The sequence below is a fragment of the Methylobacterium nigriterrae genome (genome assembly GCF_037106235.1).
Lineage (GTDB): Bacteria > Pseudomonadota > Alphaproteobacteria > Rhizobiales > Beijerinckiaceae > Methylobacterium > Methylobacterium nigriterrae.
In genome coordinates this window covers 113,363-138,905 of the sequence record NZ_JBAWTG010000001.1, presented here as the reverse complement: position 1 = coordinate 138,905, position 25,543 = coordinate 113,363, and the positions used below count along the sequence as shown (strand labels likewise).

Annotated in this window: 26 protein-coding genes; 8 read left to right on the top strand and 18 right to left on the bottom strand. The window is 72.2% G+C overall.

The features are described 5' to 3' along the window. Positions 1-220: 220 nt before the first annotated feature. Positions 221-850 (bottom strand): RdgB/HAM1 family non-canonical purine NTP pyrophosphatase, encoded by a 630-nt coding sequence (gene rdgB / locus WDW90_RS00660; protein WP_336485319.1) that lies wholly within the window; start codon positions 848-850, stop codon positions 221-223. After that, positions 847-1,560, bottom strand: a complete 714-nt coding sequence (rph, locus tag WDW90_RS00655; RefSeq protein WP_336485318.1) for a ribonuclease PH — start codon at positions 1,558-1,560, stop codon at positions 847-849. Before rph ends, rdgB begins: the two co-directional genes overlap by 4 nt. Before the next feature lie 211 nt (positions 1,561-1,771). Here rph and hrcA point away from each other — a divergent pair, with 211 nt between their 5' ends. After that, on the top strand, positions 1,772-2,869 hold the full coding sequence (hrcA, locus tag WDW90_RS00650) for a heat-inducible transcriptional repressor HrcA (protein WP_336485317.1): 1,098 nt from the start codon (positions 1,772-1,774) through the stop codon (positions 2,867-2,869). A gap of 66 nt (positions 2,870-2,935) precedes the next feature. Here the strand turns inward: hrcA and WDW90_RS00645 are convergent, their stop codons facing one another. Next, entirely contained in the window at positions 2,936-3,736 is an 801-nt protein-coding gene (locus WDW90_RS00645; protein ID WP_336485316.1) for a DUF1236 domain-containing protein, read from the bottom strand. A 202-nt stretch (positions 3,737-3,938) separates the two neighbouring features. On the opposite strand from WDW90_RS00645, the gene WDW90_RS00640 reads away from it, so the two are divergent. Next, positions 3,939-4,856 (top strand): alpha/beta fold hydrolase, encoded by a 918-nt coding sequence (locus WDW90_RS00640; RefSeq protein ID WP_336485315.1) that lies wholly within the window; start codon positions 3,939-3,941, stop codon positions 4,854-4,856. 94 nt (positions 4,857-4,950) lie between these two features. Next, positions 4,951-6,306 carry an MFS family transporter gene (locus tag WDW90_RS00635; protein WP_336485314.1) on the top strand — a complete coding sequence of 452 codons (1,356 nt, stop codon included), beginning with the start codon at positions 4,951-4,953 and terminating at the stop codon, positions 6,304-6,306. A 36-nt stretch (positions 6,307-6,342) separates the two neighbouring features. Here the strand turns inward: WDW90_RS00635 and WDW90_RS00630 are convergent, their stop codons facing one another. Then, positions 6,343-6,894, bottom strand: a complete 552-nt coding sequence (locus tag WDW90_RS00630) for a superoxide dismutase family protein (RefSeq protein ID WP_336485313.1) — start codon at positions 6,892-6,894, stop codon at positions 6,343-6,345. A gap of 96 nt (positions 6,895-6,990) precedes the next feature. Between WDW90_RS00630 and WDW90_RS00625 the strand changes: the two genes are divergently transcribed. The 3 genes from WDW90_RS00625 to WDW90_RS00615 all read left to right on the top strand — a co-directional run bounded on the left by WDW90_RS00625 (position 6,991) and on the right by WDW90_RS00615 (position 9,348). Then, positions 6,991-7,752, top strand: a complete 762-nt coding sequence (locus WDW90_RS00625) for a TlyA family RNA methyltransferase (RefSeq protein ID WP_336485312.1) — start codon at positions 6,991-6,993, stop codon at positions 7,750-7,752. Continuing rightward, entirely contained in the window at positions 7,745-8,992 is a 1,248-nt protein-coding gene (locus WDW90_RS00620; protein ID WP_336485311.1) for a class I SAM-dependent RNA methyltransferase, read from the top strand. Before WDW90_RS00625 ends, WDW90_RS00620 begins: the two co-directional genes overlap by 8 nt. 80 nt (positions 8,993-9,072) lie before the next feature. Next, positions 9,073-9,348, top strand: coding sequence for a hypothetical protein (locus tag WDW90_RS00615; protein ID WP_336485310.1), 276 nt, complete (start codon positions 9,073-9,075; stop codon positions 9,346-9,348). An 81-nt stretch (positions 9,349-9,429) separates the two neighbouring features. On the opposite strand, the gene WDW90_RS00610 is transcribed toward WDW90_RS00615, so the two are convergent. The 8 genes from WDW90_RS00610 to WDW90_RS00575 all read right to left on the bottom strand — a co-directional run bounded on the left by WDW90_RS00610 (position 9,430) and on the right by WDW90_RS00575 (position 18,254). Further along, positions 9,430-10,188 (bottom strand): SOS response-associated peptidase, encoded by a 759-nt coding sequence (locus WDW90_RS00610; RefSeq protein WP_336485309.1) that lies wholly within the window; start codon positions 10,186-10,188, stop codon positions 9,430-9,432. Positions 10,189-10,200: 12 nt separating this feature from the next. Then, positions 10,201-11,289: a sensor histidine kinase gene (locus tag WDW90_RS00605; protein ID WP_336485308.1), complete on the bottom strand. Its 1,089-nt coding sequence runs from the start codon at positions 11,287-11,289 to the stop codon at positions 10,201-10,203. Continuing rightward, the gene (locus tag WDW90_RS00600) at positions 11,286-12,794 is read right to left on the bottom strand and encodes an ATPase domain-containing protein (RefSeq protein ID WP_336485307.1); all 1,509 of its coding nucleotides are present in this window, start codon (positions 12,792-12,794) and stop codon (positions 11,286-11,288) included. Before WDW90_RS00600 ends, WDW90_RS00605 begins: the two co-directional genes overlap by 4 nt. A gap of 178 nt (positions 12,795-12,972) precedes the next feature. After that, positions 12,973-13,977 (bottom strand): magnesium transporter CorA family protein, encoded by a 1,005-nt coding sequence (locus WDW90_RS00595; RefSeq protein WP_336485306.1) that lies wholly within the window; start codon positions 13,975-13,977, stop codon positions 12,973-12,975. An 8-nt stretch (positions 13,978-13,985) separates the two neighbouring features. Next, positions 13,986-14,846 (bottom strand): SDR family oxidoreductase, encoded by an 861-nt coding sequence (locus WDW90_RS00590; protein WP_336485305.1) that lies wholly within the window; start codon positions 14,844-14,846, stop codon positions 13,986-13,988. Between the two features lie 10 nt (positions 14,847-14,856). After that, entirely contained in the window at positions 14,857-15,666 is an 810-nt protein-coding gene (locus WDW90_RS00585) for an SDR family NAD(P)-dependent oxidoreductase (protein ID WP_336485497.1), read from the bottom strand. A 35-nt stretch (positions 15,667-15,701) separates the two neighbouring features. After that, positions 15,702-16,475 carry an enoyl-CoA hydratase-related protein gene (locus WDW90_RS00580; RefSeq protein ID WP_336485304.1) on the bottom strand — a complete coding sequence of 258 codons (774 nt, stop codon included), beginning with the start codon at positions 16,473-16,475 and terminating at the stop codon, positions 15,702-15,704. Between the two features lie 15 nt (positions 16,476-16,490). After that, the gene (locus WDW90_RS00575) at positions 16,491-18,254 is read right to left on the bottom strand and encodes an acyl-CoA dehydrogenase family protein (RefSeq protein WP_336485303.1); all 1,764 of its coding nucleotides are present in this window, start codon (positions 18,252-18,254) and stop codon (positions 16,491-16,493) included. Between the two features lie 153 nt (positions 18,255-18,407). Here WDW90_RS00575 and WDW90_RS00570 point away from each other — a divergent pair, with 153 nt between their 5' ends. Further along, the gene (locus WDW90_RS00570) at positions 18,408-19,418 is read left to right on the top strand and encodes an L-threonylcarbamoyladenylate synthase (protein WP_336485302.1); all 1,011 of its coding nucleotides are present in this window, start codon (positions 18,408-18,410) and stop codon (positions 19,416-19,418) included. A 132-nt stretch (positions 19,419-19,550) separates the two neighbouring features. Here the strand turns inward: WDW90_RS00570 and wrbA are convergent, their stop codons facing one another. After that, positions 19,551-20,150 (bottom strand): NAD(P)H:quinone oxidoreductase, encoded by a 600-nt coding sequence (gene wrbA / locus WDW90_RS00565; RefSeq protein ID WP_336485301.1) that lies wholly within the window; start codon positions 20,148-20,150, stop codon positions 19,551-19,553. 180 nt (positions 20,151-20,330) lie between these two features. Here wrbA and WDW90_RS00560 point away from each other — a divergent pair, with 180 nt between their 5' ends. Then, on the top strand, positions 20,331-21,227 hold the full coding sequence (locus WDW90_RS00560) for a LysR family transcriptional regulator (RefSeq protein ID WP_336485300.1): 897 nt from the start codon (positions 20,331-20,333) through the stop codon (positions 21,225-21,227). Here WDW90_RS00560 and greA read toward each other — a convergent pair. The 5 genes from greA to WDW90_RS00535 form a co-directional block, all read right to left on the bottom strand. Continuing rightward, positions 21,220-21,681 (bottom strand): transcription elongation factor GreA, encoded by a 462-nt coding sequence (greA, locus tag WDW90_RS00555; RefSeq protein ID WP_336485299.1) that lies wholly within the window; start codon positions 21,679-21,681, stop codon positions 21,220-21,222. The genes WDW90_RS00560 and greA overlap by 8 nt on opposite strands. Before the next feature lie 47 nt (positions 21,682-21,728). Then, on the bottom strand, positions 21,729-22,715 hold the full coding sequence (gene acuI, locus WDW90_RS00550) for an acrylyl-CoA reductase (NADPH) (protein ID WP_336485298.1): 987 nt from the start codon (positions 22,713-22,715) through the stop codon (positions 21,729-21,731). Between the two features lie 81 nt (positions 22,716-22,796). After that, positions 22,797-23,369 carry a hypothetical protein gene (locus tag WDW90_RS00545; protein WP_336485297.1) on the bottom strand — a complete coding sequence of 191 codons (573 nt, stop codon included), beginning with the start codon at positions 23,367-23,369 and terminating at the stop codon, positions 22,797-22,799. Positions 23,370-23,578: 209 nt separating this feature from the next. Further along, positions 23,579-24,733, bottom strand: coding sequence for a cell wall hydrolase (locus WDW90_RS00540; protein WP_336485496.1), 1,155 nt, complete (start codon positions 24,731-24,733; stop codon positions 23,579-23,581). A gap of 230 nt (positions 24,734-24,963) precedes the next feature. Beyond that, complete coding sequence (locus WDW90_RS00535) at positions 24,964-25,500, bottom strand: hypothetical protein (RefSeq protein WP_336485296.1); 537 nt, start codon at positions 25,498-25,500, stop codon at positions 24,964-24,966. Positions 25,501-25,543 lie beyond the last annotated feature (43 nt).

Genomic DNA, 25,543 nt, shown 5'->3' with positions numbered 1-25,543 from the left:
AGATCTCGGGCCTTTCCGGGATCTGCCCTTGCCGGCCCGGATCGGGCAGGCCCGGTCCGGGTGGGGAGGCGTTGCAGGTGGGGGTGGTGCCGGAAAGACCTCAGCGGTGGCTTCAGCACCGCCCCACCCCTGACCCCTCCCCGCGAGGGGGAGGGGAAACGCGTCGTGTTTCAGAAGCCTGTTCTTGCTCTCGCGATGTGACCGTGCAAGCCACGCCCCCTCACGGCCGCCGCAGGCAGGCCCCGGCGAGCCTCACGAAGGCCCGCGCCCGGTGCGAGAGCGCGTTGCCGCTCCGCCAGTCGACGCCGTGCTTCTCCTCCGACGAGATCTCCCCGAAGGTCCGCTCGAACCCGTCGGGGCGGAACATCGGATCGTAGCCGAACCCGGCGGTCCCGCGCGGCTCGACGAGGTCGCCGAAGACGCGGCCCTCGAACAGCTCGGTGTGTCCGTCCGGCCAGGCGAGCACCAGGGCCGAGACGAAGTGGGCTCGCCGGTCCGTCGCGCCCCGGCGGTCGAGCTCGGCCGCGACCCGCGCCATGGCGGCGGAGAAATCCTTCGCCGCGCCCGCCCAGCGGGCGGAGAACAGTCCCGGCGCACCGTCCAGCGCATCGACGCAGATGCCGGAATCGTCCGCGAAGGCGGGCAGGCCCGAGGCCCTGGCGGCCGCGAGCGCCTTGATGGCCGCGTTCTCCGAGAACATCGTGCCGGTCTCCTCGGGCTCGGGCAGCCCGAGCTCGCTGGCCGAGACGGCCTCGACGCCGAAGGGGGCGAGGAGCTCGCGCATCTCCGCGAGCTTGCCGGCATTGTGGGTCGCGATGACGACCCGCCCGGTCAGGATGCGGTGGCTCACGCGATCACCTGCTTCTGCAGGGCCACGAGCTGCTCGACGCCGCCCTTGGCGAGGCGCAGCAGCTCGAGGAGCTCGGCCTCCGTGAACGGGACGCCCTCGGCGGTGCCCTGCACCTCGACGAGCCCGCCCGAGCCCGTGATCACGAAGTTGGCGTCGGTCTCGGCCGCCGAATCCTCGGCGTAGTCGAGGTCGAGCACGGGGCTGCCCTTGTAGATGCCGCAGGAGATCGCGGCGACGTGCTCGCGCAGGGGATCGACCGAGATGATCGAGCGGGCGCGCATCCACGCGAAGCAATCGTGCAGCGCCACCCAGGCGCCCGTGATCGCGGCCGTGCGGGTGCCGCCATCGGCCTGCAGCACGTCGCAATCGACCGTGATCTGGCGCTCGCCGATGGCCGGCAGGTTGGTGACGGCGCGGAGCGAGCGGCCGATCAGGCGCTGGATCTCCTGGGTGCGGCCCGAGGGCTTGCCGGAATTGACCTCGCGCCGGGTGCGCTCGTGCGTGGCGCGGGGCAGCATGGAATATTCGGCCGTGACCCAACCCTTGCCGGAGCCGCGCAGCCACGGCGGGCCCCTCTCTTCGAGTGAGGCCGTGCACAGGACCTTGGTCTCGCCGAACGTGACGAGGCAGGAGCCCTCGGCGTAGCGCGCCACCGCGCGCTCGAGCGTGACCTTGCGCAACTCGTCCGGTGCGCGCTTCGAGGGCCGCATCGCCACTCTCCCTGTCGGATGCCAGGGCCCGGCTCTTAGGCCGATGGTGCGGGGGCGGCAACCCGCGCCACGACCGGGCTTCGATGCGACGCACCCCGCCGCTCCCGTCGGCGCCCGGAGCGTCCCGGACGGGAGAGGCGCCGCCGCGCGCCACGAGCCGATTGATCCGAACCCGCGAGGGGGACACAATCGGCGCCCAGGATCAGTGACCGTGACAGAACCGCCCCGTACCCTCTCCGCCCCGCATCAGTTCCAGGCGCTCGCCGCCCTCAACGACCGCGCCCGCGAGATCTTCCGACAGATCGTCGAGAGCTATCTCTCGACCGGCGAGCCCGTCGGTTCGCGCAACCTCGCGCGCATCCTGCCGATGACGCTCTCGCCGGCCTCGATCCGCAACGTGATGGCGGATCTCGAGCATTCCGGCCTGATCTACGCGCCGCACACCTCGGCCGGGCGTCTGCCCACCGAGCAGGGCCTGCGCTTCTTCGTGGACGCGATGCTCGAGCTCGGCGATGTCGGCCGCGAGGAGCAGGAGCGCATCGAGGCGCAGATGCGCGCCGCCGCCTCCCGCCACACCTTCGACTCCGCGCTCGCCGAAGCCTCCACGCTCCTGTCCGGCATCTCGCGGGGCGCGGGCGTCGTCGTCACCACCAAGACGAACGTGCAGCTCAAGCACATCGAGTTCGTGCGCCTCGACGTGAGCCGCGCCCTCGTGGTCCTCGTCTCGGACGACGGCTCGGTGGAGAACCGCCTGCTCGACCTGCCGCCGGGCCTGCCCGCGAGCGCCCTGCAGGAAGCCTCGAACTACCTCAATGCCCGTCTCCAGCAGGGCCGCACCCTCGGGACCCTGCGCGCCGAGATCGAGGCCAACCGGCAGGCGATGAAGCGCGAGCTCGACGCGATCACGGAGCGCCTCGTCGATGCGGGGCTCGCCACCACGGTCGGTCCCTCGGATGCGCGCCAGCTCATCGTGCGGGGGCAGGCGAACCTCCTCGACGACCTGCGGGCCGTCGACGATCTCGAGCGCATCCGCCTGCTCTTCAACGATCTCGAGACCCAGAAGGACGTGATCGAGCTCCTCGCCCGCGCCGAGGGCGGCGAGGGGGTCCGCATCTTCATCGGCTCGGAGAACAAGCTGTTCTCGCTCTCGGGCTCATCGATGATCGCCGCGCCGTTCCGGGACGGCTCGCAGCAGATCGTCGGCGTCGTCGGGGTGATCGGGCCGACGCGGCTCAACTATGCCCGCATCGTGCCGATGGTGGACTACACCGCCCGCGTGGTCTCGCGCCTGCTCGAGGGCGGGCGTTGAAGGCGAGAGGGGCGGCGCCGCGCGGCACCGCCCCTCCCCTCCCCTCAGCAGAGGGCTTGCCCGGCTTCAGGCCGGGATCACGTCCACGATCTCGTAGGTGTCCGGATCGATGATGACGATGTCGTCCTCGACCAGGATGAACTGCAGGCCGCGATAGGCCGGCACCAGGGTGAGGATCGCCGGCGGCAGCGCGTGCAGGGTCACCGAGCGCGGGATCGCCGTGCCGACGCTGAGCCGGAAGTTCACGTTGCGCACCGGCGAGACGCCGACCCGGGTGATCGACTGCCGGAACTCGGTGCGCTGGCGCGTGTCCAGGCGGTTGGCGGCGCCCCGCGCCTCGACATGGCCCGCGCCGCCGCGCTCGCCGCGCTCTGCGCCTCCGCGCTCGTTGCGGTCACCGCGCGCGCCGCGCTCTGCGCCTCCCCGCTCCGCGCCCCCCCGCTCTGCGCCTCCGCGCTCGTTGCGGTCGCCGCGCTCGGCGCCGCCCCGTTCGCCCGCGCGCCCGCCGGTCTCGGGGGCGCGCTGGGCCGCGCCGCCCTCCTCGCGGCCGCCGCGCTGGCCGGCCTGTCCGGGCTCGCGGGCCGCGCCGCCCTGCCCCGCCCCGCCCGGCGCGCGCTCGGCGCCGCCCGCACCCTCCGCGCCGCCGCGCGTGCCGGCGCCGCCACCCTCGCCGCCGCGCATGCCGCCACCCCCGGCTCCCGCGCCGCCGCCCGCTCCCGCGCCGCCGCCCGCTCCCATTCCGGCCCCGCCGGCCCCGCCTCCGGCGCCGCCCGCGCCGCCTCCACCCGCGCCCTGCTGCGCGAAGGCCGTCGCGGCACCTGCCACCAAGAGGGCGGCCGTCATCGTGCTCCGAACGAGCTTGTTCATGGCGTGTGTCCCTGTCCCGTTTCCGTCGGCGGGACCCAACCGGCCCCGGCTCGGGCCCGCAACGAGGAAGGATCTGAAACCGTTCCGTGCACCGACGAAAACGCTGCAATCGAAGCGCGATAACCGCGCGGGCGGACCCCCCGGCCGCACCCGGCGTTGTCGCCGAACCGGCCCGCTTCGGGCCGGCCGAAGCGGAAGCCGCATGAGCCGGATCACCACCCGAACGATCGAGGCGAACGGCCTCCGCTTCGCCCTGGACGAGGCCGGAACCGGGCCGGACGTCGCGCTCTGCCTGCACGGATTCCCGGAGAGCCGGATCTCCTGGCGCCATCAGCTGCCCCGTCTCGCGAATCTCGGCTGGCACGCGGTGGCGCCCGACATGCGCGGTTACGGCGAGAGCAGCCGCCCGGCGCGCCGCGACGCCTACCGCATCGGGAACCTCGTCGAGGATGCGGCCGCCCTGTTCGACGCGCTCGGCGCGCGCCGCCGCCTCCTCGTCGGGCACGATTGGGGCGCGCTCGTCGCCTGGAGCTTCGCGATCGGCCGGCGCCTTCCTCTCGACGGCCTCGTGGTGATGAACGTGCCGCATCCGGAGGTCTACCGGCGGGTGCTGCGGAGCTCCTGGCGCCAGCGCGCCCGCTCCTGGTACGTGGCGTTCTTCCAGATTCCCGGCCTGCCCGAATGGCTCCTCACCCGGAACCGCGCCGGCATCCTGGCCAGCGCCTTCACCCGCACGGCCAACGACGCGCGCACCTTCCCGCCGGGCATCCTCGAACGCTACCGCGCCAACGCGCTGCGGCCCGGCGCGATGACGGCGATGATCGACTATTACCGGGCCAATCTGCGCGGGTTCGGCGAGCCGGACCGGAGCCCGCGCATCGCGGTGCCGGTCCTGATGGTGTGGGGCGAGGACGACGTCGCCCTCGACCTCGCCCTGACGGAGGGCTACGCCGCCTATGTCAGCGACTTCACCCTGCGGCGCCTGCCCGGCGTGTCGCACTGGGTGCAGCAGGAGGCGCCGGAGGCGGTCAACGCGGCGCTCGCCGCGTGGCTCGCCGGCCGCGGCCTCGCGGCCGAGGCCCCGGGCCCCGGTGACAGATCCGGTCCCGTCATCCCCTAACTCCGCGCTCGGCCTTGTTCACCTCACCGTGAGGGGGCTAAGTCCGGTCTTCGAGAGCGGCCACGAGGCCGACAGACAGGTTCAGGGGAACGCCATGTCCGACTCGATCGGGATCGCACCGTCCGCCCAGGACGAGGCGGCAGACCGGCGCCGACGCATCATGGCGATCGTCGGCTCGTCCTCGGGCAACCTGGTCGAGTGGTACGACTTCTACTGCTACGCCTTCTTCGCCCTCTACTTCGCGCCCGCCTTCTTCCCGAAGGGCGACAGCACCAGCCAGCTCCTGCAGACCGCCGGCATCTTCGCGGTCGGCTTCTTCATGCGGCCGATCGGCGGCTGGCTGTTCGGGCGCATCGCCGACCGGCTCGGGCGGCGCACCTCGATGGTGATCTCGGTGCTGATGATGTGCGCGGGCTCGCTCGCCATCGGCGTGCTGCCGACCTACGAGACGGTCGGCACGGCGGCCCCGGTCCTGCTGCTCCTCGCCCGCATGGTCCAGGGCGTCTCGGTCGGCGGCGAGTACGGCACCAGCGCCACCTACATGAGCGAGGTGGCGGTGAAGGGGAAGCGCGGCTTCTACGCCTCGTTCCAGTACGTGACGCTGATCGGCGGGCAGCTGCTCGCCTCGCTCGTCCTCGTCTCGCTGCAGGCGATCCTCTCCGCGGACGAGCTCAGGGCCTTCGGCTGGCGCATCCCGTTCTTCATCGGCGCGCTCGCGGCGGTGGTGGCGCTCTACCTGCGGCGCTCGCTCGCCGAGACGGTGGTGCATGGCGGCGACCGCGAGCAGGCCGGCACCTTCGGCGAGCTCGCCAAGCACTGGCGCGCCTTCTGCGTGGTGCTCGCCTACACGGCCGGCGGGTCGCTCAGCTTCTACACCTTCACGACCTACATGCAGAAATACCTCGTCAACACCGCGCAGATGGAGAAGACCACCGCCTCGCAGGTGATGACCCTCGTGCTGCTCGTCTACATGCTGATCCAGCCGATCTTCGGGGCGCTCTCGGACAGGATCGGCCGCAAGGCCAACATGCTGCTCTACAGCGGGCTGGGCACCCTGATGGTGGTGCCGCTGATGACGATGCTGGGCTCCAACAAGGACCCCGTCCTCGCCTTCGCGCTGATCACGCTCGGCCTCGTGGTGATCAGCTTCTACACGGGCATCAGCGGCATCGTGAAGGCGGAGCTGTTCCCCACCACGGTGCGGGCGCTCGGCGTCGGCCTCTCCTACGCGCTCGCCAACGCCACCTTCGGGGGCACGGCCGAGTACGTCGCCCTCTGGTTCAAGGATGCCGGCAACGAGCCGGCCTTCTTCTGGTACGTCACCGTGATGCTGGCCATCGCCTTCGTGGCCTCGGTGATCATGCCGAACCCGAAGAAGCACGGCTATCTCGACGGCGCCGGCACCGTCGAGGAGGCGCTCGGCGCCAAGCCCAGGCTCGCGCCCGCCTGATCAGGGAGGCGTCCCCGCCCCGCGAGGGCGCGCGCCCTACTTGATCACCGCGCAGGCGATGCGCGGGCCCGCGCCGCCGATCGGCTGGGTCGAATGGTCGTCGGGGTTGGCGTGGATGATCAGCGCCGAGCCGTCGCCGTCCCTCAGGCCGCCCTCGCCGGTGAGCGGCGTCTCGCTCGAGACCTCCGCGTTCACCGAGCCGTCCTGGCCGGCGAAGACGTTCGGCAGGTCGCCCTCGTCCGGCCCGTCGGGGTTGAGGAGCCCGTGCTTGCTCTGGTCGTGGTTCACGTGGGCCTTCGACTTCTCGAACTTCTCGGTGTCCGTGCAGTCGCCCACCGCGTGGAAGTGGATGCCGTGCCAGCCGGGCGGCAGGCCGCCGGCCTTGATGGCGAGACGCATCACCAGCGCGTTGGCGCCGTCCCGGATCGCGATCGTGCCGATCGGCTCGCCCTTGGTGTTCCGGATCTCACTCTCGAAGGTCTGGGGCGCGGCGGGGGCGGCGGGGGTCTCGGCCGGCTGGGCCAGGGCGACGGTCGCGGCGGCGGGCACGCTCGCGAGAAGCGCGAGAAACGGCAAAAGGCGTGTCATGTGATGGCTCTCCTCTCCACGCTGGGCTAGTTAGGCGCGCGCGCCGCCCTTCGACAGGGCTTGACCGTAAACGATCCGCGGAGACTTCCGAACGACATGAATCGGGACCGGCCCCGCGCCGACCGGCTCCTGGTGGAGCGGGGCTTCTACGAGAGCCGGGCGCGGGCCCAGGCCGCCATCGCGGCCGGGCTCGTCACGGCCGACGGCCGCGCGGTGGCGCGCGCCTCGGACGCGCTCGCGCCCGACGCCGTGATCGAGGCGCGCCAGCCCCATCCCTTCGTCTCCCGGGGCGGCCTCAAGCTCGCCGCGGCCCTCGACGCCTTCGCGCTCGATCCGCGCGGCCGGATCTGCCTCGACGTCGGCGCCTCGACGGGCGGCTTCACCGACGCGCTGCTCCGGCGCGGCGCGGCCCATGTCTACGCCGTCGATGTCGGGCGCGGCCAGCTGCATCCCTCGCTGCGGGCGGACCCGCGGGTGACGAGCCTCGAGGGCACGGATGCCCGCAGCCTCGACCGCGCGGCGATCCCGCGGCCGCCGGGCCTCGCGGTAATCGACGTGAGCTTCATCTCGCTCCGCCTCGTGCTGCCGGCGCTGCCGCCGCTCCTGGCGCCGGGCGCCCCCCTGGCGGCCCTGATCAAGCCGCAGTTCGAGGCCGGGCGGGACCGGGTCGGGCGCGGCGGGCTCGTGCGCGACGCCGGCATCCACGCCGAGGTCTGCGAGGCGGTCCGCGCCTGCCTGGAGGGGCTCGCCTTCGCCGTCCTGGGCCTCGTGCCCTCCCCGGTCGAGGGCGGCGACGGCAACCGCGAATTCCTGATCGGTGCCACCGCCCCGGTCGAACCCGGACAGACCCATGGTTGAGACCGACACCGTCACGATCCGCCGCCTCGGTGCGCGGGGGGACGGCATCGCGGAGGACGGCACGCCGGTTTCCGGCGCGCTGCCCGGCGAGCGCGTCGCGATCACCCGCGCCGGCAGCCGCGGCGACCTCGTCGCCGTGGAGGAGCCCTCCCTCGACCGCGTCGCGCCGTTCTGCCCGTATTTCGGGCGCTGCGGCGGCTGCGCCGCGCAGCATCTCGCGCCCGGTCCCTATGCGGCCTGGAAGCGCGGGCTCGTCGCCCAGGCCCTGTCGCAGGCCGGGATCGACATCGAGCCGGAGCCGCTCGTCCTCGCCCACGGCGCCGGGCGGCGGCGCATCACCCTGCACGTGCGCGCGCCGCAGGGCCGGGCCGAGGCCGGGCTGATGGAGGCCCGCAGCCACGCCCTCGTCGCGATCGACCGCTGCCCCATCACGGTGCCGGCCCTGGCGCCCGCCCCGGAGATCGCCCGCGCCCTCAGCGCCCCGCTCGGCCACGGCCGCAAGGCCCTCGACGTGGCGGTGACGGCGACCGGATCCGGCCTCGACGTGGATATCCGCGGCCACGGCCCCGCGCCCGACGGCGTGCGCGCCGCGCTCGTGCGGCTCGCGGGCGAGCACGACCTCGCGCGGCTCTCGCTGCACGGCGACACCCTGGTCGAGCGCCGCCCCGTCCGCCTGACCTCGGGCGAGGCCGACCTGCTGCCCCCGCCCGGAGGCTTCCTGCAGGCGACCGAGGCCGGCGAGCGGGCGCTCACGGCCGAGGTGCTCGCGGCCATGGACCGCAGGACCCGCCGGGTGGCCGACCTGTTCGCGGGCTGCGGCCCCTTCACGCTGGCGCTCGCCCGGGCGCACGAGGTCCACGCCGTCGAGGGCGAGGCGGCCGCGCTCGCGGGCCTCGACCGCGCCGTCCGGGCGACCGCGGGCCTGCGCCGCGTCACCCACGAGCGCCGCGACCTGTTCCGGCGCCCGCTGCTCGCCCACGAGCTGAACGCCTTCGACGCGGTCGTGTTCGACCCGCCGCGGGCCGGCGCGCAGGCGCAGGCGAAGCAGCTCGCCGAATCGAAGGTCCCCCGCGTCGTCGGCGTCGCCTGCGACGCGGGCACCTTCGCGCGCGATGCCGCGACCCTCGTGGCCGGGGGCTACCGGCTGGAGCGGGTCACGCCCGTCGACCAGTTCGCCCATTCGGCCCACGTGGAGCTCGTCGGGGTCTTCGGCCGGGAAACGGTGCGCAGGCGGCGATAGACAGGCCCGGGCTGATTGATACGGTTGTGCCCCCCGAACCTTCGCGCGAGAGCCGCGTCGTCCGGGCGCCGGAGGCCGCCATGCTGTCATCCCATCTGATCCGCGCCGCCGCCGCGGCCAGCCTGTTCGCCCCCCTGCCGATCCTCGCCCAGCGGGACCTCCGGGGCCCTGCCGACGAGACCGGCACCGGGGGCGGCCCGCAATCGACCATCACGGCGCCCTACACGAACTCGCTCGGGGTCACGAAGCCGCCGGGCACCTCGCTCGGACCGGGCGAGACGCCGCCTCGGGCCGAGGAGCGCCGCGAGCGCAAGACGATCGACGGGATCGAGGGCAGCATCTGCCGCGGCTGCTAGATCATGCCGCGTTTCGACCGAATCGGGCAAAACGCGGAAAACATGATCGACTCAATGAGTTAGAGCATGCTCTAGGCGCCGTCAGAACAGCGAGCCCTGCCCGCCCTCATCGCTGTTGCGGGGGCCTTCCCGGGCCGAGGCCGATGGCGGCGCCGCCTGCGGCCGGCCCGTCGGCTCGATCAGGCCGGCATCGTCGTTGCGCGCGTCGTTGACGCGGGCGCTCACGGGGTCGAGGCGCAGCCAGTCGTCGGGACAGGGGCGGCACAGGGCGGCGGCAGGCCCGGCCTCGACCGCGCGTGTGTCGAGCCAGGGCTCGACCGCCTCGGGCGCCAGGATCGCGGGCATCCTGTCGTGGATCGCCGCCATCGTGCCGTTGGCGCCCGTCGTGACGATCGCGGCGGTGTCGACCTCCGAGCCGTCCGCCCCCGCCCAGGTCTCCCACAGGCCGGCCAGCGCCATCGGGGCGCCGTCCGCGCGGCTGATCTTGAACGGCGTTTTCACGGACTGGCCCCCGCTGCCCTCGCGGCGCCACTCGTAGAACCCGTCGGCCAGGAAGACGCAGCGGCGGTGGCGCAGCGCCCCGCGGAAGGCCGGCTTCTCCCGCACCGTCTCGACCCGGGCATTGATGAGCAGGGGGAAGCCCTTCGGGTCCTTCAGCCAGCCCGGCCAGAAGCCCCAGCGCATCAGCCGGAAATGCCGTTCGGCGCCGTCCTGCAGCACCACCGCTACCGGCTGCGTCGGCGCCACGTTGTAGCGGGGCGGGAAGTTCGGCCGCTCGGGATAGCCGTAGAACGCCCGGAACACCTCCGGGGCCAGCGCGATGATGAAGCGTCCGCACATGGCTCCGGAGCCTCAGGCGATCGGCGCGTCCACCGTGCAGACGACGCCGGTGGGCGCGAAGCGGATCTCGACCGCGCCGTCGAGATCGCGGGCGAGGTTGCGCTCGATCAGGCGCGAGCCGAAGCCGCGGCGCTTCGGGGGCCGCACGGTCGGGCCTCCCGACTCGGTCCAGCGGAAGGCGAGGCGCGGCGGGCTGGCGCCGTTGATCACGGTCCAGTCGATCGTCACGCCGCCATCCGGGCTCGAGAGGGCGCCGTATTTCACCGCGTTGGTGGCGAGTTCCTGGATCGCCATGGCGATGGCGAGCGACATGCGGGGGCACAGGCGCACATCGGGACCGTCGACGCGGAAGCGCTCGCCGCCCCGGCCGCGATAGGGCGCGATGGCCTGGGTCACCACCTCGCTGAGGTTGGCGCCCTCCCAGTTCTCGCGGGTGAGCACGTCGTGGGCGCGCGACAGCGCCAGGAGCCGCGTCTCCAGCGAGGCGTAGGCCTCGTCGTTGGTGTCGGCGTTGCGGAGCGTCTGCGTGGCGATCGACTGCACCGTCGCCAGCGTGTTCTTCACCCGGTGGTTCAACTCGTCGATGAGGAGGCGCTGGTGCTGGGCGCCGCGCTGCTCGGCTCGCAGGGCCACCTTCAGCTTGCCCTCGCCCTCGCGCAGCTCCTCCAGGCGCGCCCGCGCCTCGTATTGCCGCCGCCGGCCGCGCAGCGCCGTGCGCGCCACGCTCACCAGCGTCGTCGGGTGGAAGGGCCGCTCCAGGAAGGTGACGTTGCCGAGCACCTCCGAGAGCCGGGCCGCCGCGGGATTGCGCTCCGGCCCGCCGCCGCGTCCCGTCAGCAGGATGAAGGGCATGTCCGACCAGGGCGGCTGGTTCGCGATCCACTGGCGGATCGGCCCGAGATCGGCGGTGCGCACGGCCTCCTCGGTCATGAGGGCCATGCCGGCCCCCTCGACGAGGCCCCGATGGACGCCGTGGAGGTCGTCGCAGAGCACGGCCGGGATTCGCGCCTCGGCGAGCAGCGAGGCCGCGATGGCGGCGTCGCGCCCGTGCGGAGCCAGGATCAGGATCCGCTCGGAAAGCGGGTTGTCGGGCGCACTCACGCGCCGGCCTCGCTCTCCAGGCGAGACAGGCTCCCGCCCTTGCCGACATAGGTCGGGACGCCTCGCAGCACCCCCTGGAATCCTTCGAGCGGTGCGCCGATGCTCAGGCCCGAGCCGCCGATCCGATACTCCCGGATCGTGTCCTCGTGCGCGCCGGCCCGCTTCTTGACGACCGAGATCGCCCGCCGCACCCGCCCGAGCGCCTCGAAGTAGCGGAGCAGGATCACGGTGTCGGCGAGGTAGGTGACGTCGACGGGGGCCTGCATGTCGCCGACGAGGCCGTGCTGGGCCACCGTCAGGAAGGTCGTCGCCCCCTGGCGGTTCAGGTATTGCAGCAGCTCGTGGACGTGCAGGACGAGGGACTTCTCCTCGGGCATCGCCGCCTGGTAGCCGTTGAGGCTGTCGACCACCACGGTCTTGACCGCGTTCTCGTCGACGAGCCCGCGCACCTTGTGGGCGAACTCGCCGGGGGACAGTTCGGCGGCGTCGACCTGCTCGATCATGAGCTGCCCCGCGTCGCGCAGGCCTTCGAGGTCGAATCCCATCCGGCGGGTGCGCTCGAACAGCAGGCCGAGCTCCTCGTCGAACACGAACATGGCGGCGCGCTCGGCCCGGGCCGCCGCCGCCAGGACGTACTGGATCGCGAAGAGCGACTTGCCGGTGCCGGCCGGTCCCAGGATGAGCGTGCTCGAGCCCTTCTCGATGCCGCCGCCGAGCAGGGCGTCGAGCTCGCCGATGCCGCTGACGAGGCGATCGCGTCCGAAGCCGGTCTTGTGCTCGAGGGAGACGAGGCGCGGGAACACCTGCACGCCGCCCGTGGCGATGGTGAAATCGTGGTAGCCCCCGCGGAAACGCTGGCCGCGGTACTTGAGCACGCGCATGCGGCGGCGCTGGGCCCCGTAATCCGGGGCGAGTTCCTCGAGCCGGATGACCCCGTGCGCGACGCTGTGCACGGTCTTGTCGAGGGCGTCGGAGGTCAGGTCGTCGAGCATCAGCACCGTGGTGGCGTGGCGCGAGAAGTAGTGCTTGAGCGCCAGGATCTGGCGCCGGTAGCGCAGCGACGAGCCGGCGAGCAGCCGGATCTCCGAGAGGCTGTCGAGCACGATGCGGCTCGGCTTGACGCGGTCGACCACGTCGAAGACCTGCCGGGTGGTCTCGCCGAGTTCGAGGTCCGACGAGTAGAGCAGGCTCTGCTGCTGATTGGCGTCGAGCAGGCTCTCGGGCGGGATCAGCTCGAACACCTCCACGCTCGCGTCGAGCGTCCACCCGTGCGACCGCGCGGTCTCGCGCAGCTCCACCTCGGTCTCCGACAGGGTGATGTAAAGGGTCTTCTCGCCGAGCGCCGCGCCTTCGCGCAGGAATTGCAGCGCCACCGTGGTTTTGCCGGTGCCGGGGCTGCCCTCGAGGAGGTAGAAGCGGTCGCGCACGAGGCCGCCCGCCAGCACGTCGTCGAGTCCCCAGATCCCGGTCTTCGCCCTGTCCGATGCCTCGGCTGCCGCTGTCATGGAGTCCGGTCTCGATCCTTGAGGTGAACCCGCCCCCGGACCCGCCGGACGGAAACTGCCCGTCCCGCACGAGAGCGCAACCGAGTCGTGTCTATCCGCGGCCGGATCGCGTGCCAAGGCGGAGCCTGGCCGAACAGACGACGATCACAACCCAGAGGTGTATCCGACGACCGGCCGGTCAGAGCCAGCGCTTCCAGCGGAAGAACACGTAGGGCAGCACCGCCGCGACGACCATCATGATCACCGCCATCGGGTAGCCGAGGCCCCAGTCGAGCTCCGGCATCGCCTTGAAGTTCATGCCGTAGATCGAGGCGATCAGCGTCGGCGGCATGAACACCACCGCCATGACCGAGAACAGCTTGATGATGTTGTTCTGCTCGAGGTTGACGAGGCCGAGGGTCGCGTCGAGCAGGAACTGGATCTTGGTCGACAGGAAGGTGGCGTGCTCCTCGAGCGATTGCAGGTCGCGCAGGGTCGAGCGCACATCCTCGCGCAGCTCCCGCGGCGCCTTGCTGCTGCGGTAGGTCGCCGAGAGCGAGAGCAGGATGCGCTCCATCGACACGAGGCTCTCGCGCTGCTTCGAGATCAGGTCGCCGTGCCGCCCGAGCGCCCGGAGCGTGTCCTGAAGCGCGGTGTTGCGGGCGGAGGGGTCGTCCTGGACCTCGAAGATCTTGCCCGAGAGCCGGTCGATGCGCTCGCCCTGGAGCTGGAGCACGTCGGCGGCCCGGTCGATCACCGTCTCGATCAGGCCGGCCAGGATGGTCTCGCCCGAGGTGAAGCTCGCCGGGCCGTTGCCGGTCGAGCGGCCGGCGCGCTGGGTGTACATCCGGAAGGCCTGCGGCTCCTCGTAGCGCACCGTGACGAGGCGGTTGTCGCGCAGGATGAAGGTGATGCCGGCGAGCCCCGGCTCCTCGGAATCGCTGACCTTCGAGAGCACGCGCCCGGTCATGTAGCGGGCCCCGTCCTCGACATAGAGGAGCTCCGAGGGCTCGATGTCCTTCATCTCCTCCCGGGTCGGCACCTGGATGCCCATGAAGCCCTCGACCTTGAGGTCCTCCTCGCGGCTCGGGCGGATCATGTCGAGCCAGACCGTGTCCTCGGGAATGGGCTCCTGCAGTTCGAGGGGTCGGCGCTCGAGCAGGGAATGCCCGATGCCGGCGACCGGCTGGTGGATGAAGATCAAGGGGAGTCTCAGGCTAGGGCGTTGGGCGGTGGCTCGTTCCCATCTGGCACGAAGAAGTCCGGCGCAAGCGGGACGCCGGGTGTGACGCGGTATTTTGAAAAGTCCGTGACGCCGTTCTCGTGCAGGAAGGTGTCGTCGATGAGGAACCGCCCGGTGATCGCGCGCGAGGATTTCATGAAAAGTTCATGGGCTGCGTCCGCCATGATCTCGGGCGTGCGGCTCGCCTGCATCAGCGCCTCGCCGCCCAGCAGGTTGCTGACGGCCGCGGTCGCGATCGTGGTCCGCGGCCAGAGCGCGTTGACGGCGATGCCGCGGCCGCGCAGCTCGCCCGAAAGTCCCAGCACGCACAACGACATGCCGAACTTCGCCAGCGTGTAGGCGAGGTGCGGCGCGAACCACTTCTCCTGCATGTCGAGCGGCGGCGACAGCATCAGGATGTGCGGGTTCTGCGCCTTCTCGAGATAGGGAATCGCGTATTTCGAGACCATGTAGGTGCCGCGCGTGTTGATCTGGTGCATCAGGTCGAAGCGCTTCATCTCGGTCTGCGGCGTCGGCGTCAGCGAGATCGCGCTCGCGTTGTTGACGACGATGTCGAGGCCGCCGAACGCCTCGGCGGTCCTGGCGATCGCGGCCGCGACGCTGTCCTCGTCGCGCACGTCGACGACGAGCGGCAGCGCCCGGCCGCCGGCTTCCTCGATGGCGGCCGCGGCCGTGTGGATCGTGCCCTCGAGCTTCGGGTGCGGCGTGTCGGTCTTGGCCGCGATCGCGACGTTGGCCCCGTCGCGGGCCGCCCGCAGGCCGATGGCGAGCCCGATGCCCCGCGAGGCCCCCGTGATGAAGAGGGTCTTGCCCTTCAGCGATCCGCCCATGGTGCACTCCTCACGTTCCGATCCGGAAGCGCGGCGGCTGGGTGCCGTCGGCATCCGTGAACCCGTACCGGCGGGCGAGGTCGCCCGCGTGCAGAACCTGCCCGGCCCGCTCCAGCACCACCGCGTCGGCGGCGAGCGCCGCCACGGCGCGCCCGGCATAGAGCGGGCTCTCGGTGGCGCGCTCCGCCTCCCCGAGATCGCGCACCCGCTCGGTGCACACGAAGCCCGGCGAGAGCGCGAGAGCGGTCACGCCGCGGGGCCGCAGCTCCTCGCCGATCGCGAAGGCGAGCCGGTTCGTCGTCGCCTTGGCGAGGTCGTAGTAGACGTCGCCGAGATACCCGTCCGAGGTGTCGAAGGAGACGAGGACGAGGAGCCCGCGCCCGGCCGAGACCATGGCGGGCGCCACCGCTCGGGCGAGGAGCAGGCCCGCATAGGGGCCGGCCCCGAGGAAGCCGCCGAAGGGCTCGGCCGAGCGGCGCCAGAACGGCGTGCCCCAGGCCGACCCGTCGGGGTAGCGCGCGCCGTCGTAGCCCTCGTTGCCGCCCCAGACGCTCGACACCGCCACGTCGATCCGGCCGAAGCGGCGCAGGACCCAGCGGATGAGCTCATCGACGGCACGCTCGCTCGTGTGATCGCACAGGTAATGGTGGCCCCGGCCGCCGGCCGCATCGACCTCGCGGGCGGTGTCCTCGACGGCCTCGGGGCGCATCTCGGTGCGCGGGCCCGTCTCGCTGGAGCGCGCCGTGACGATCACGGTGGCGCCGGCCTCGCCGAGGCCGCGGGCGATGCCGCGCCCGACGCCGCGGGACGCCCCGGCCACGAGGCAGACGCGCCCGGTCAGGTCCGGCGCCGTGGTCACGCGGCTGAGCCCGGCTTCGTGCCGCGGTCGAAGAAGGATCGGATCGCGGCCTGCGATTCTTCGGAGTGCAGCTGGGCCTCGAAGGCCGCGGCCTCGGCCTCGACCGCCGCCTCGACGGCCGCCTGATCACCCCGGATCAGCCGGCGCGAGGCTGCCACGGCGCCGCGCGGCAGGGCGGCGAGGCGCGCGGCCTGCGAGACGGCGTGCTCCAGGAGCATGTCGGACGGGACGACCCCGTTGGCGAGCCCGAGGGCGGCCGCCGCGTCCGCCCCGAAGGGCTCCGACAGGAGCAGCATCTCGGTGGCCTTGAGAAGGCCGACGCGGCGCGGCAGCAGGTAGCTCGACGCGCCCTCGGGCACGAGGCCGAGCTCGACGAAGGGCATGCGGAAGCGCGCGGCCGGACTCGCGTAGACGAGGTCGCAGTGGAGCGTCAGCGTGGTGCCGATCCCGATCGCGATGCCGTCGACCGCCGCCACCATCGGCGTGCGGGTGCGTGCGAGGCGGCGGATGAACGCGATCGGCGGAGCGTCCGCGAAGGAGCGCCCGGCGCCCGCCTGGAAGTCCGCGAGGTCGTTGCCGGCCGTGAAGAGGCCGGGAAGCCCGGCGAAGACGACGGCACCGACGCCCGACGCCTCCGAGTCCGCCGCCTCCAGCGCGCCCCGCATCGCATCGTACATCGCGCCGGTCAGCGCGTTCTTCTTCTCGGGCCGGTTCATGCGGATCAGCCGGACGCCGCCGGCAAAATCCTCGATCGTGACGTGCTCGCTCATCGGGGTTCCCGGGGTTCAGCTCGCCAGGGCGAGCGCCGCGTCGTGCACGAAGGCGCCGCCGTCCAGGACGGTCTGCTCAAGGCCGCCCGCGGCCGTGGCGAGGTTCTCGGCGAAGAAGCGGGCGAGCGCGATGCGGGCTGCGTGCGCCGGGTCGGTCTCACCGGCCTTCAGAGCCGCGCTCGCGGCGAGCGCTGCCTTTGCGAGGCAGGCGCCGCCCTGCGCCAGCCCGAACAGGCGCAGGTACGGGCTCGCACCCGCGAGCGCCTCCTCGGGCCGGTTCGACGCGAGCGCCCTCAGCTGGTGGCTCGTGGCGCGGTCGAGGCTCTCGACGGCGGCGCGCAGGCGAGCTGCCGTGTGGCCGAAGGCGGGATTCCCGTCCCTCAGGACACCCTCAGCGACCGCGCGCATCCAGGTGATCTGCGCCCGCACGGCGCTGCCGCCGTTGAGCGGGAGCTTGCGACCGACGAGGTCGATCGCCTGGATGCCGTTGGTGCCCTCGTAGATGGCGAGGATGCGCGCGTCGCGCAGGAGTTGGGCCGCGCCCGTCTCCTCCACGAAGCCCATGCCGCCATGGACCTGCACGCCGAGCGAGGTGACCTCGTTGGCGATGTCGGTGGAGAAGGCCTTGGCCACCGGCGTCAGCAGGGAGGCCCGGTCAAGGGCGGCCTGCCCCTCCGGGCCGTGCGCGGCGTCGAGAGCCGCGGCCGTCAGGTAGCAGATGCCCCGGGCGGCCGCCGTGCAGGCCTTCATCGTGAGCAGCATGCGCTGCACGTCGGCATGGTCGATGATCGGGCTCGTCGCCTCGGCGCCCGGCGCGCGGCCCTGCCGGCGCTCGCGGGCATAGGCGAGCGCCTTCTGCGTAGCGGCCTCCGCCACGGCGACGCCCTGCAGGCCGACATTGAGGCGCGCGTTGTTCATCATCGTGAACATGCAGGCAAGGCCACGATTCTCCTCGCCGATCAGCCAGCCGGTCGCCCCGCCCCCGTCGCCGAAGGCCATCGAGCAGGTCGGCGAGGCGTGGATGCCGAGCTTGTGCTCGATGCCCGAGCAGCGCAGGTCGTTGCGGCTGCCGTCCGGAAGGACCTTGGGCACGAGGAACAGCGAGATGCCGCGCGTCCCCGCGGGCGCGTCCTTCAGGCGCGCCAGCACGAGATGGACGATGTTGTCGGTGAGGTCGTGCTCGCCGTAGGTGATGTAGATCTTGGTGCCGGTGATCCGGTAGCTGCCGTCGCCGTTCGGCTCGGCGCGGCTGCGCAGGAGCGCGAGGTCCGAGCCGGCCTGCGGCTCGGTGAGGTTCATGGTGGCGGTCCACTCGCCCGAGACGAGCTTGTCGAGGTAGCGGCTCTTGAGATCCTCCGAGCCGTGCTTGTCGAGGGCCTCGATCCCGCCCGCCGTCAGCAGAGGGCAGAGCCCGAAGGCGAGGCTGGCCGCGTTCCACATCTCGCTGCAGGCGGCGTTGAGCAGCAGCGGAAGGCCCTGCCCGCCGTGCTCGGCCGGTCCGCTAAGCCCGTTCCAGCCACCCTCCACGAAGGCCCCGTAGGCCTCGCGCCAGCCCGGCGGCGTGGTGACTGCGCCGTCGCTGAGCGGCGTGCCGTGGCGGTCGCCGACGCGGTTGAGGGGCGCGATCACGCCCGAGGCGAAGCGGCCCGCCTCCTCGAGGATCGCCCGCGCATCCTCGGCGGTGAGGTCGGCATGCGGCCCGGCGGCGAGGGCCGCATCGAGGCCCGCCACGTGGCGCAGGGTAAAGGCCATCTCGGCGACGGGTGCGCGGTAGCTCATGATGTCCCCTCCCGCGTCGTCTTCGGCGACGCTGGCCGTGTCGGGCCGGTCTCGGCGTTTGACGCGAGCCATGCCCGGACCTAAGGGCGGCACGCATCCGCAGCCGACATACGCCCGAGGGCGCATCCCGTCACGATCGGAGATAGTTTATATATGAACGATCGCGGGTCAATGCCCGTTGGGGCTCCTTCCGGAGCAACCGCGCGCCTGGCCGGCGACCCCGCTGGCCTCGCCGAGGCCGCACGCCTCCTTCGGGCTGGACGCCTCGTCGCCTTCCCGACCGAGACGGTCTACGGCCTCGGGGCCGACGCGACGAACCCGGCTGCCGTGACCGGGATTTTCGACGCCAAGGAGCGACCGCGCTTCAACCCGCTGATCTCGCACCTGCCCGACGCCACGGCTGCCCGCCGCGAGGGCGCGCTCGACCGGGTCGCCGAGCGCCTCGCGGAGGCGTTCTGGCCGGGTCCGCTCACCCTGGTGGTGCCGGCGACGCCCGGGACACGCGTGTGCGACCTCGCCCGCGCAGGCCTGCCGAGCCTCGCGCTGCGCGTGCCCGCGAGCCCGCTCGCCCATGAATTCCTCGCCGAGGTCGGGCGCCCGGTGGCGGCTCCGTCCGCCAACCGATCGGGCCGCGTCAGCCCCACCCGGCCCGAGCACGTGCTGGCGGATCTCGATGGTCGCATCGCGGCACTGCTCGATGGCGGGGCAACGCCGGTCGGGGTCGAATCGACCGTGGTGGCCTGCCTCGGAGGGCGGCCGCGCCTGCTGCGACCGGGCGGCATCACCCGCGAGGCGCTCGCCGAGGTGCTTGGGCAGGAAGTCTGGAGCGCGGAGGCCGACGACTCGGCGCGGCCGATCGGGCCGGGCCTCCTCGCCTCGCACTACGCGCCGCGGGCCCGGGTGCGGCTCGACGCGCGCAGCATCGAGGCGGGCGACGCCGCACTGCTCTTCGGTCCCGATTCGCCGGGCGGCCTCCCGAAGGCTGCGGCCTCGTTCAACCTGAGCGAGAGGGGCGACCTCGCGGAAGCGGCCGCCGCCTTGTTCTCGGGCCTGCGCCGGCTCGATGCTTCGGGTGCGGCCGTGATCGCGGTGACGCCGATCCCGACGACGGGCCTCGGCGAGGCGATCAACGATCGCCTTCGGCGGGCAGCGGCGCCGCGCTGAAAATATTTCGCCGCAACGCGGAACCGATTTCGCCGACCCCGTGTTGTTGCAGCACGAAGGCCAGTTCAGCCCCCAATGGCCTTTTCCCTTTCAAGGCTCGGAGCGATCCGAGCCTTTTTTCTTGCGCGCCGTTCAGGCTGCGAGCTTCGCCGCGATGGTGGCGACATGCCGGCCCTGGAAGCGCGCGCCGTCGAGCTCGACCTGGCTCGGCTGGCGGCTGCCGTCGCCGTCCGCGATAGTGGTGGCGCCGTAGGGCGTGCCGCCCTTCACGGCCTCGACTCCGTTCAGGCCCTGAAACGCGTAGGGTAGCCCGACGATGACCATGCCGTGATGCAGCAGCACCGTGTGAAAGCTCGTCAGCGTGGTCTCCTGGCCACCGTGCTGCGAGGCCGTCGAGGTGAAGGCCGAGCCGACCTTGCCCACGAGCTTGCCCTGTGCCCAGAGGCTGCCGGTCTGGTCGATGAACTGCTTCATCTGGGCGGCCATGTTGCCGTACCGGGTCGGCGTGCCGAAGATGATCGCGTCGTAATCGGCGAGCTCGTTGGGGCTCGCGATCGGCGCCTGCTGGTCGAGCTTGTAATGGAACTGCCGTGCGACCTCGTCGGGCACCAGTTCCGGAACCCGCTTCACGCTCACCTCCGCGCCCGCCTCGCGCGCGCCCTCCGCCGCCGCGTGGGCGAGCTGCTCCACGTGGCCCCAGGACGAGTAGTACAGCACCAGAACCTTCGCCATCGCGCGACCTCCTTGCAGCGTTTCCGCTTGAGACATGACTGAGGGCCCGGCGCTGGCCTCAAGCCCGCGCCGACGCTGCCCCGACCCGATATCGGCTATCCGGCCGCTTGCCGAAATGCCCTGACGTGCAAGAATGCGCTTGCATGCGTGCAAGGTCGCGCGCTTAGAAACGAGCGATCCATGCCTCTGGCCTGGGACGATTTCCGGCTCGTGAAGGCCATCGCCGACCGCGGCGGCCTTACCCACGCGGCGGAGCATCTCGGCATCAACCACTCGACGGCGTTCCGGCGGCTCGCCGCCGTCGAGGCGGCGCTCGACGCCCGCCTGTTCGAGCGCCGCCGCGCGGGCTACGTGCCGACGCAGGCCGGAGAGGCGATGATGCTGGCCGCCGCGCGCATGGACGAGGACGTGGCGCGCTTCACCCGCGAGGTTGCCGGCAAGGCGCAGACGCCGGCGGGCGAGCTGCGGATCACGGCCGCGGCGAGCTTCGTCACGGACGTGCTGGTGCCGGTCCTCGGTCGCTTCGCGGCGGCCTATCCCCAGATCCGCCTCGACCTCGTCGTCTCGGAGGAGGCCCTCAACCTGTCGCGGCGCGACGCCGACGTGGCGGTTCGGGCGAGCGACAGCCCGCCCCTCACCCTTGTCGGCCGGCGCCTCGCCGGCATTGCATGGGCGGTCTACGGCCGCGTCGGGGACGGGCCCGACCGGGCGGACAGGTGCTGGGTCTCGCCGAGCGAAGCGGTCGGCGGCGGCAAGCTCGCGCGCTTCGTCAGGGCACAGGCCGCTCAGGGCCGGATCGCCCTTCAGCTCAATACGGTGCTCGGTCTCGCGGAGGCGATCGAGGCGGGGGTCGGGATCGGTCCGCTGCCCTGCATGAAGGGCGACGCCCTGCCCGGCCTGATCCGGCTCGGCGAGCCGGAGCCGGACCTCGCCAGCACGCTCTGGCTCCTGACCCACCCCGACCTGCGGCACGCGCCGCGCGTGCGGGCCTTCATGGATTTCGCGGCCGAGGAGATGGCGGCCCTGCGCGCCCTGATGGAGGGGCGCCGGGCGCGAGCCGCGGCGCGGCCTACCTGATGTCGGTGATCTCGGCCTCGTGGCCGTTCACCTCGACGACGTCGCCGATGTTCTTGCCGGTGAGCGCGCGCGCGAGCGGGGCCACGTAGGAGATCGAGCCCTTGGCAGGGTCGGCCTCGTCCTCGCCGACGATCCGGAAGGTCTGGCGCGAGCCGTCCTCGCGCAGAAGCGATACGGTCGTGCCGAAATGCACGGTGTCGCCCTCGACGCGCTCGACGAGCTGCGCCGTGCCGAGCCGTGCGGTCCAGTAATGCAGGTCGCGGCTGACGCGGGCGATTGACGCCTTGTCGTCCGGGTTGAGCCCGCTCGCCTCGGCCTGAAGGCGCTTCACCTCCGCCTCGATCTGCGCGAGCCCTTCCCGCGTGACGAAATTGGTGTGCGGCGAGATCGGGCGGTCGGGGAGATCCTCGAAGGCTTCCCCGCCTTCCCGCTCGCGGACGAATGCGATGCTCATAAAAACAGCAATGCGGCGAAACGGTTCAGGTTCCGCGCCGCGCGCCGTCAGCTGATCTCCACCACGGTCCGGCCGCGGATCTCGCCGGCCAGGATCGCCTCCGCCAGGCCCCCGACCTCCGCGAGGCCGACGGTCGTCGTCATCGCGGCGAGGCGGCCGAGGTCGAGGTCCCGGGCGAGGCGCGCCCAGGCCTCGCGGCGCTTCGGCCCGGGCGTGGTGACGCTGTTGATGCCGAGCAAGGACACGCCCCGCAGGATGAACGGGGCGACGCTCGCCGGCAGGTCCATGCCCTGCGCGAGCCCGCAGGCCGCCACCGCCCCGTCCGCCCGCGTCATGGACAGGAGGTTGGCGAGCGTCGTGGAGCCGACCGCGTCGATGCCCGCGGCCCAGCGCTCCTTCGCGAGCGGCTTGGCAGGCCCCGACAGCGTGGCCCGGTCGATCACCTCGGCGGCGCCGAGGCTCCGCAGGTATTCCGCCTCCTGCATGCGTCCCGAGGAGGCGATCACCTGCCAGCCGGCCGCGGCGAGGAGTGCGACGGCCACCGAGCCGACGCCGCCCGACGCGCCGGTGACGACGGCCGGGCCGGCCTCGGGGCGGATGCCGTGGTGCTCGAGCGCCATGAGGGCCAGCATGGCGGTGTAGCCGGCGGTGCCGACCGCCATCGCCTGAGCCGGCGTCAGGCCCTCGGGCAGCGGCACCAGCCAGTCGCCCCTGACCCGCGCCTTCTCGGCATAGGCGCCGAGATGTGTCTCGCCGACGCCCCAGCCCGTCAGGACGACCGCGTCACCCGGCCGGTAACCGGGGTGCTCCGACGACTCGACGATCCCGGCGAGGTCGACGCCCGGGATCATGGGGAAGCGGCGCACCACCGGCGAACGGCCGGTCAGGGCAAGCCCGTCCTTGTAGTTCAGCGTCGAGTGCGTGACCCGGACGGTGACGTCGCCGTCCATCAGGTCGGCCTCGTCGAAGTCTCGGAAGGAGAGGCACTGTCCGGCCTCGGCCTTGTCGACGACCCATGCCCGGAATGTGCCCATGCCCGCCTCCCGTGTCCCGCGACACCTGTGGCGACGCGCAGGCGGGTCAAGCCGCCGGGTCGCCCGGCGGCCGCGTCGGGCTCAGTAGCCGTCGTAGAGGCTGCCGCGCGAGAAGCCGAGTCCGACGCCGATATTGGCCGAACTCGCGCCCATCATGCCGAAGGCGGCGGGGACCGGCCCGCCGAGCGGAGCCGGTCCGGGGCCGTAGCCGCCGACCGGCACCCAGCCGGCGCGCGCGGGCTGCACGAGGACGCGACGGCTCACGCTTGCGTATTCGGGCGGCAGCGTCTCGGGGATGGTCTGGCCGGGCTGCACGAGGACGCGGCGCTGGCGCACCGCGAATTGCGGCGGCGTGGTCACCCAGCAGCCGATCAGCTCCCCATAGGGCCCGCGGCGGGTCTGCCAGACGCGACCGCCCGGGGCCACGAGAACCCGCTCGGAGACCGTGTCGTAGACGGGCGGCGTGGTGCGGTAGATCGTGCGGGGCGGGCGCACCAGCACGTTCTCCTGCACGGTGTCGTAGACCGGCGGCGTGGTGACGTGGCGGTAGCATGCGGCGCCGTAGCAGCCGCCGGCCTCAGCGGAGGAGGCGAAGGCGACGGCGCCGGTGAGTGCGGCAAGCAGGATCGTGAGACGGGTGACCGGCGCGGTCATGACGGCTTCCTCGGGCTGAAACGCAAAAACGGCGGATGCTGCGCGTCCGCGCACATCTCGACGTCCAACTGGCCGCTGGGTTGCAGTCCGGGCAAGGTCTATCGCCGGCGAGGGTAAAATTAACCCATGGTTGGGACTACGCAGGTTCTGCGCTACCTAAGTATCAATCGGATGTTCGCCATCCGCCTTGTTATGGTTAATCGGGCTGATCAGGTCTGCCCGCGCTTGAGCTGGTAGAAGATGTGCCGGCCGATGACATCCATCTTCTTCAGGCGCCGCGACCAGCTGGGCCTCACGTAATCCGCGTGGTAGTGCGTCGCGCCGCCGACCTCGCTCAGGTAGGTGCGGCCCTCAATCACCGAGCGGGCGACCCGCGTCGCGGTCTGCCAGGAGCCGGCATCGGTGATGCGCAGCGACTTGCCCTCGCAGGCGAAGGAGAATTGGCAGCCCATGTAGCGGTGCCGGTTCTGATAGACGACGCCGCAGACGTTGGCCGGGTAGAGGCCGCTCTTGACGCGGTTGAGCACCACCTGGGCGACGGCTGCCTGCCCCTCCTCGGGCTCGCTGCGGGCCTCGAAGTAGACCGCTTCCGCCAGGCATCGCTGCTCGCGGTCCATGGCGTCGGGCTCGATGAGGTCGGCGTAGCGGTGGCGGGCGTTCTCGGGCACCGCCTCGGATGCCGGCGGATCGGTGCGGTCGCCGCGCAGCGACAAGCCGGGCAGGGCTAGGCTCGCGGCCGCCACCTCGATCGGGGTGGCGTCGGCGGGCGCCGGCGTCGTCGAGGAGAGCGCCACCGCGCGGGGAATCGCGGGCGTCGAGCCGTCGTGGCGTTCCTCGGGCGTGCTGTCGGCCCGCGCCTCCCCGGTCGAGGCCGCGATCCCGGCTCCCGTGGTCAGGCCGAGGTCGGGCACCGGCACGAAGCCGAGGTCGGGCTCGAGCTCGGGATTCCAGGTCGCGGGGCCCGGCGTCAGCAGGCCGCTCACCGAGCCCGTGAGATTGGCGAAGACGAGCGAGGCGCCGGTCTCGCGAAGGCTCACGGCGCTGCGCTCGAAGCTCGCGCCAGGCGCGAGGACGGGGTTGCCCTTGCCCTGGCGCTGGACCACCGGGAAGACGCGTGCCTGCGCCTTGAGGTCGCCGCGCAGGGGCTCGTCGCCGATCCGGGCCGTCGCCGGTGCGCGGTCGGCCCGCTCGATGGACAGGAGTGCCGTGGCGCCGTCATGGAGCCCCGTCCCGCCGATCAAGAGAGTGCCGGGCGGAAGCGCCGGGACGATGCGCGCGTCGCGCTCGGGCAAGACGCTTGAGCCGATGGCGCTCTCGGTGCCCGCATCCGCCGTGAAGGAGACCAGGAGACCCATCCCGGCCACCCACGGCGTGAAGGCCGTGCCGAGCCAGTGCAGGCTCGATCTGCGTCGAACTCGTCTCGTACCCACGCCGAACCGACCCGTACCGGAAAGCCACGCCCGCCGACGATCTCCCGGATTTTCGGGGCGATTGCGGCCGGTTCCCGGTTATCGCGCGGTATGGTTGCGGGCGGGTTAAGACGTGTGATTCGGCACAGCTTCCAGATTGGGAAAGCAGCGTCTGCAACCCTAAGTCAGGCAGCCCGCACCTTCTCCACGTCCACGACCGGGCCCATCGGCGTCATGCGCTCACGGGCCACCAGGCGATCACCGGGCTCGAAGATGCCGAGCGGCACGTCCCGGTCGGGCAGGACCACGGTGGTCGACTTGTTCACATGCACCAGGACGTGGCGCTTCTGCGCCAGCGAGGCGATCGCCCAGCGCTTGAGCTGCCCGTAATAGGGCTCGCGCCGCCAGGTGTTCGGCTGGCCGGGATCGACCTGCACGTTCATGTGCCGCGAGACCGGATCGAGGCTGAGCACCATCTTGGCGCGATCGGGCTTCCATTCCGGCCCGAGCCAGCTTTCCGTCATCCACAGGCAATGGAAGGCACGGCAATGGGCGGGCCGCGTCGCGTGGATGGCGCAGCCGCGGCCGGCCTGCGTATGACGGCACCATTGACCCGCGACGCTCTCCACCGCCGGCACGTCGTAGACCTTGCAGCAGAGCGTGCAGGCGCCGCAGGAGCGGCCGGGCGCCGCGCGGGTCACGAGGGTTGCTGGATCGAGCATCGCGGGGCCGGCGGGTTCACGGTCTCGCGCGGGGCGTCGGGTC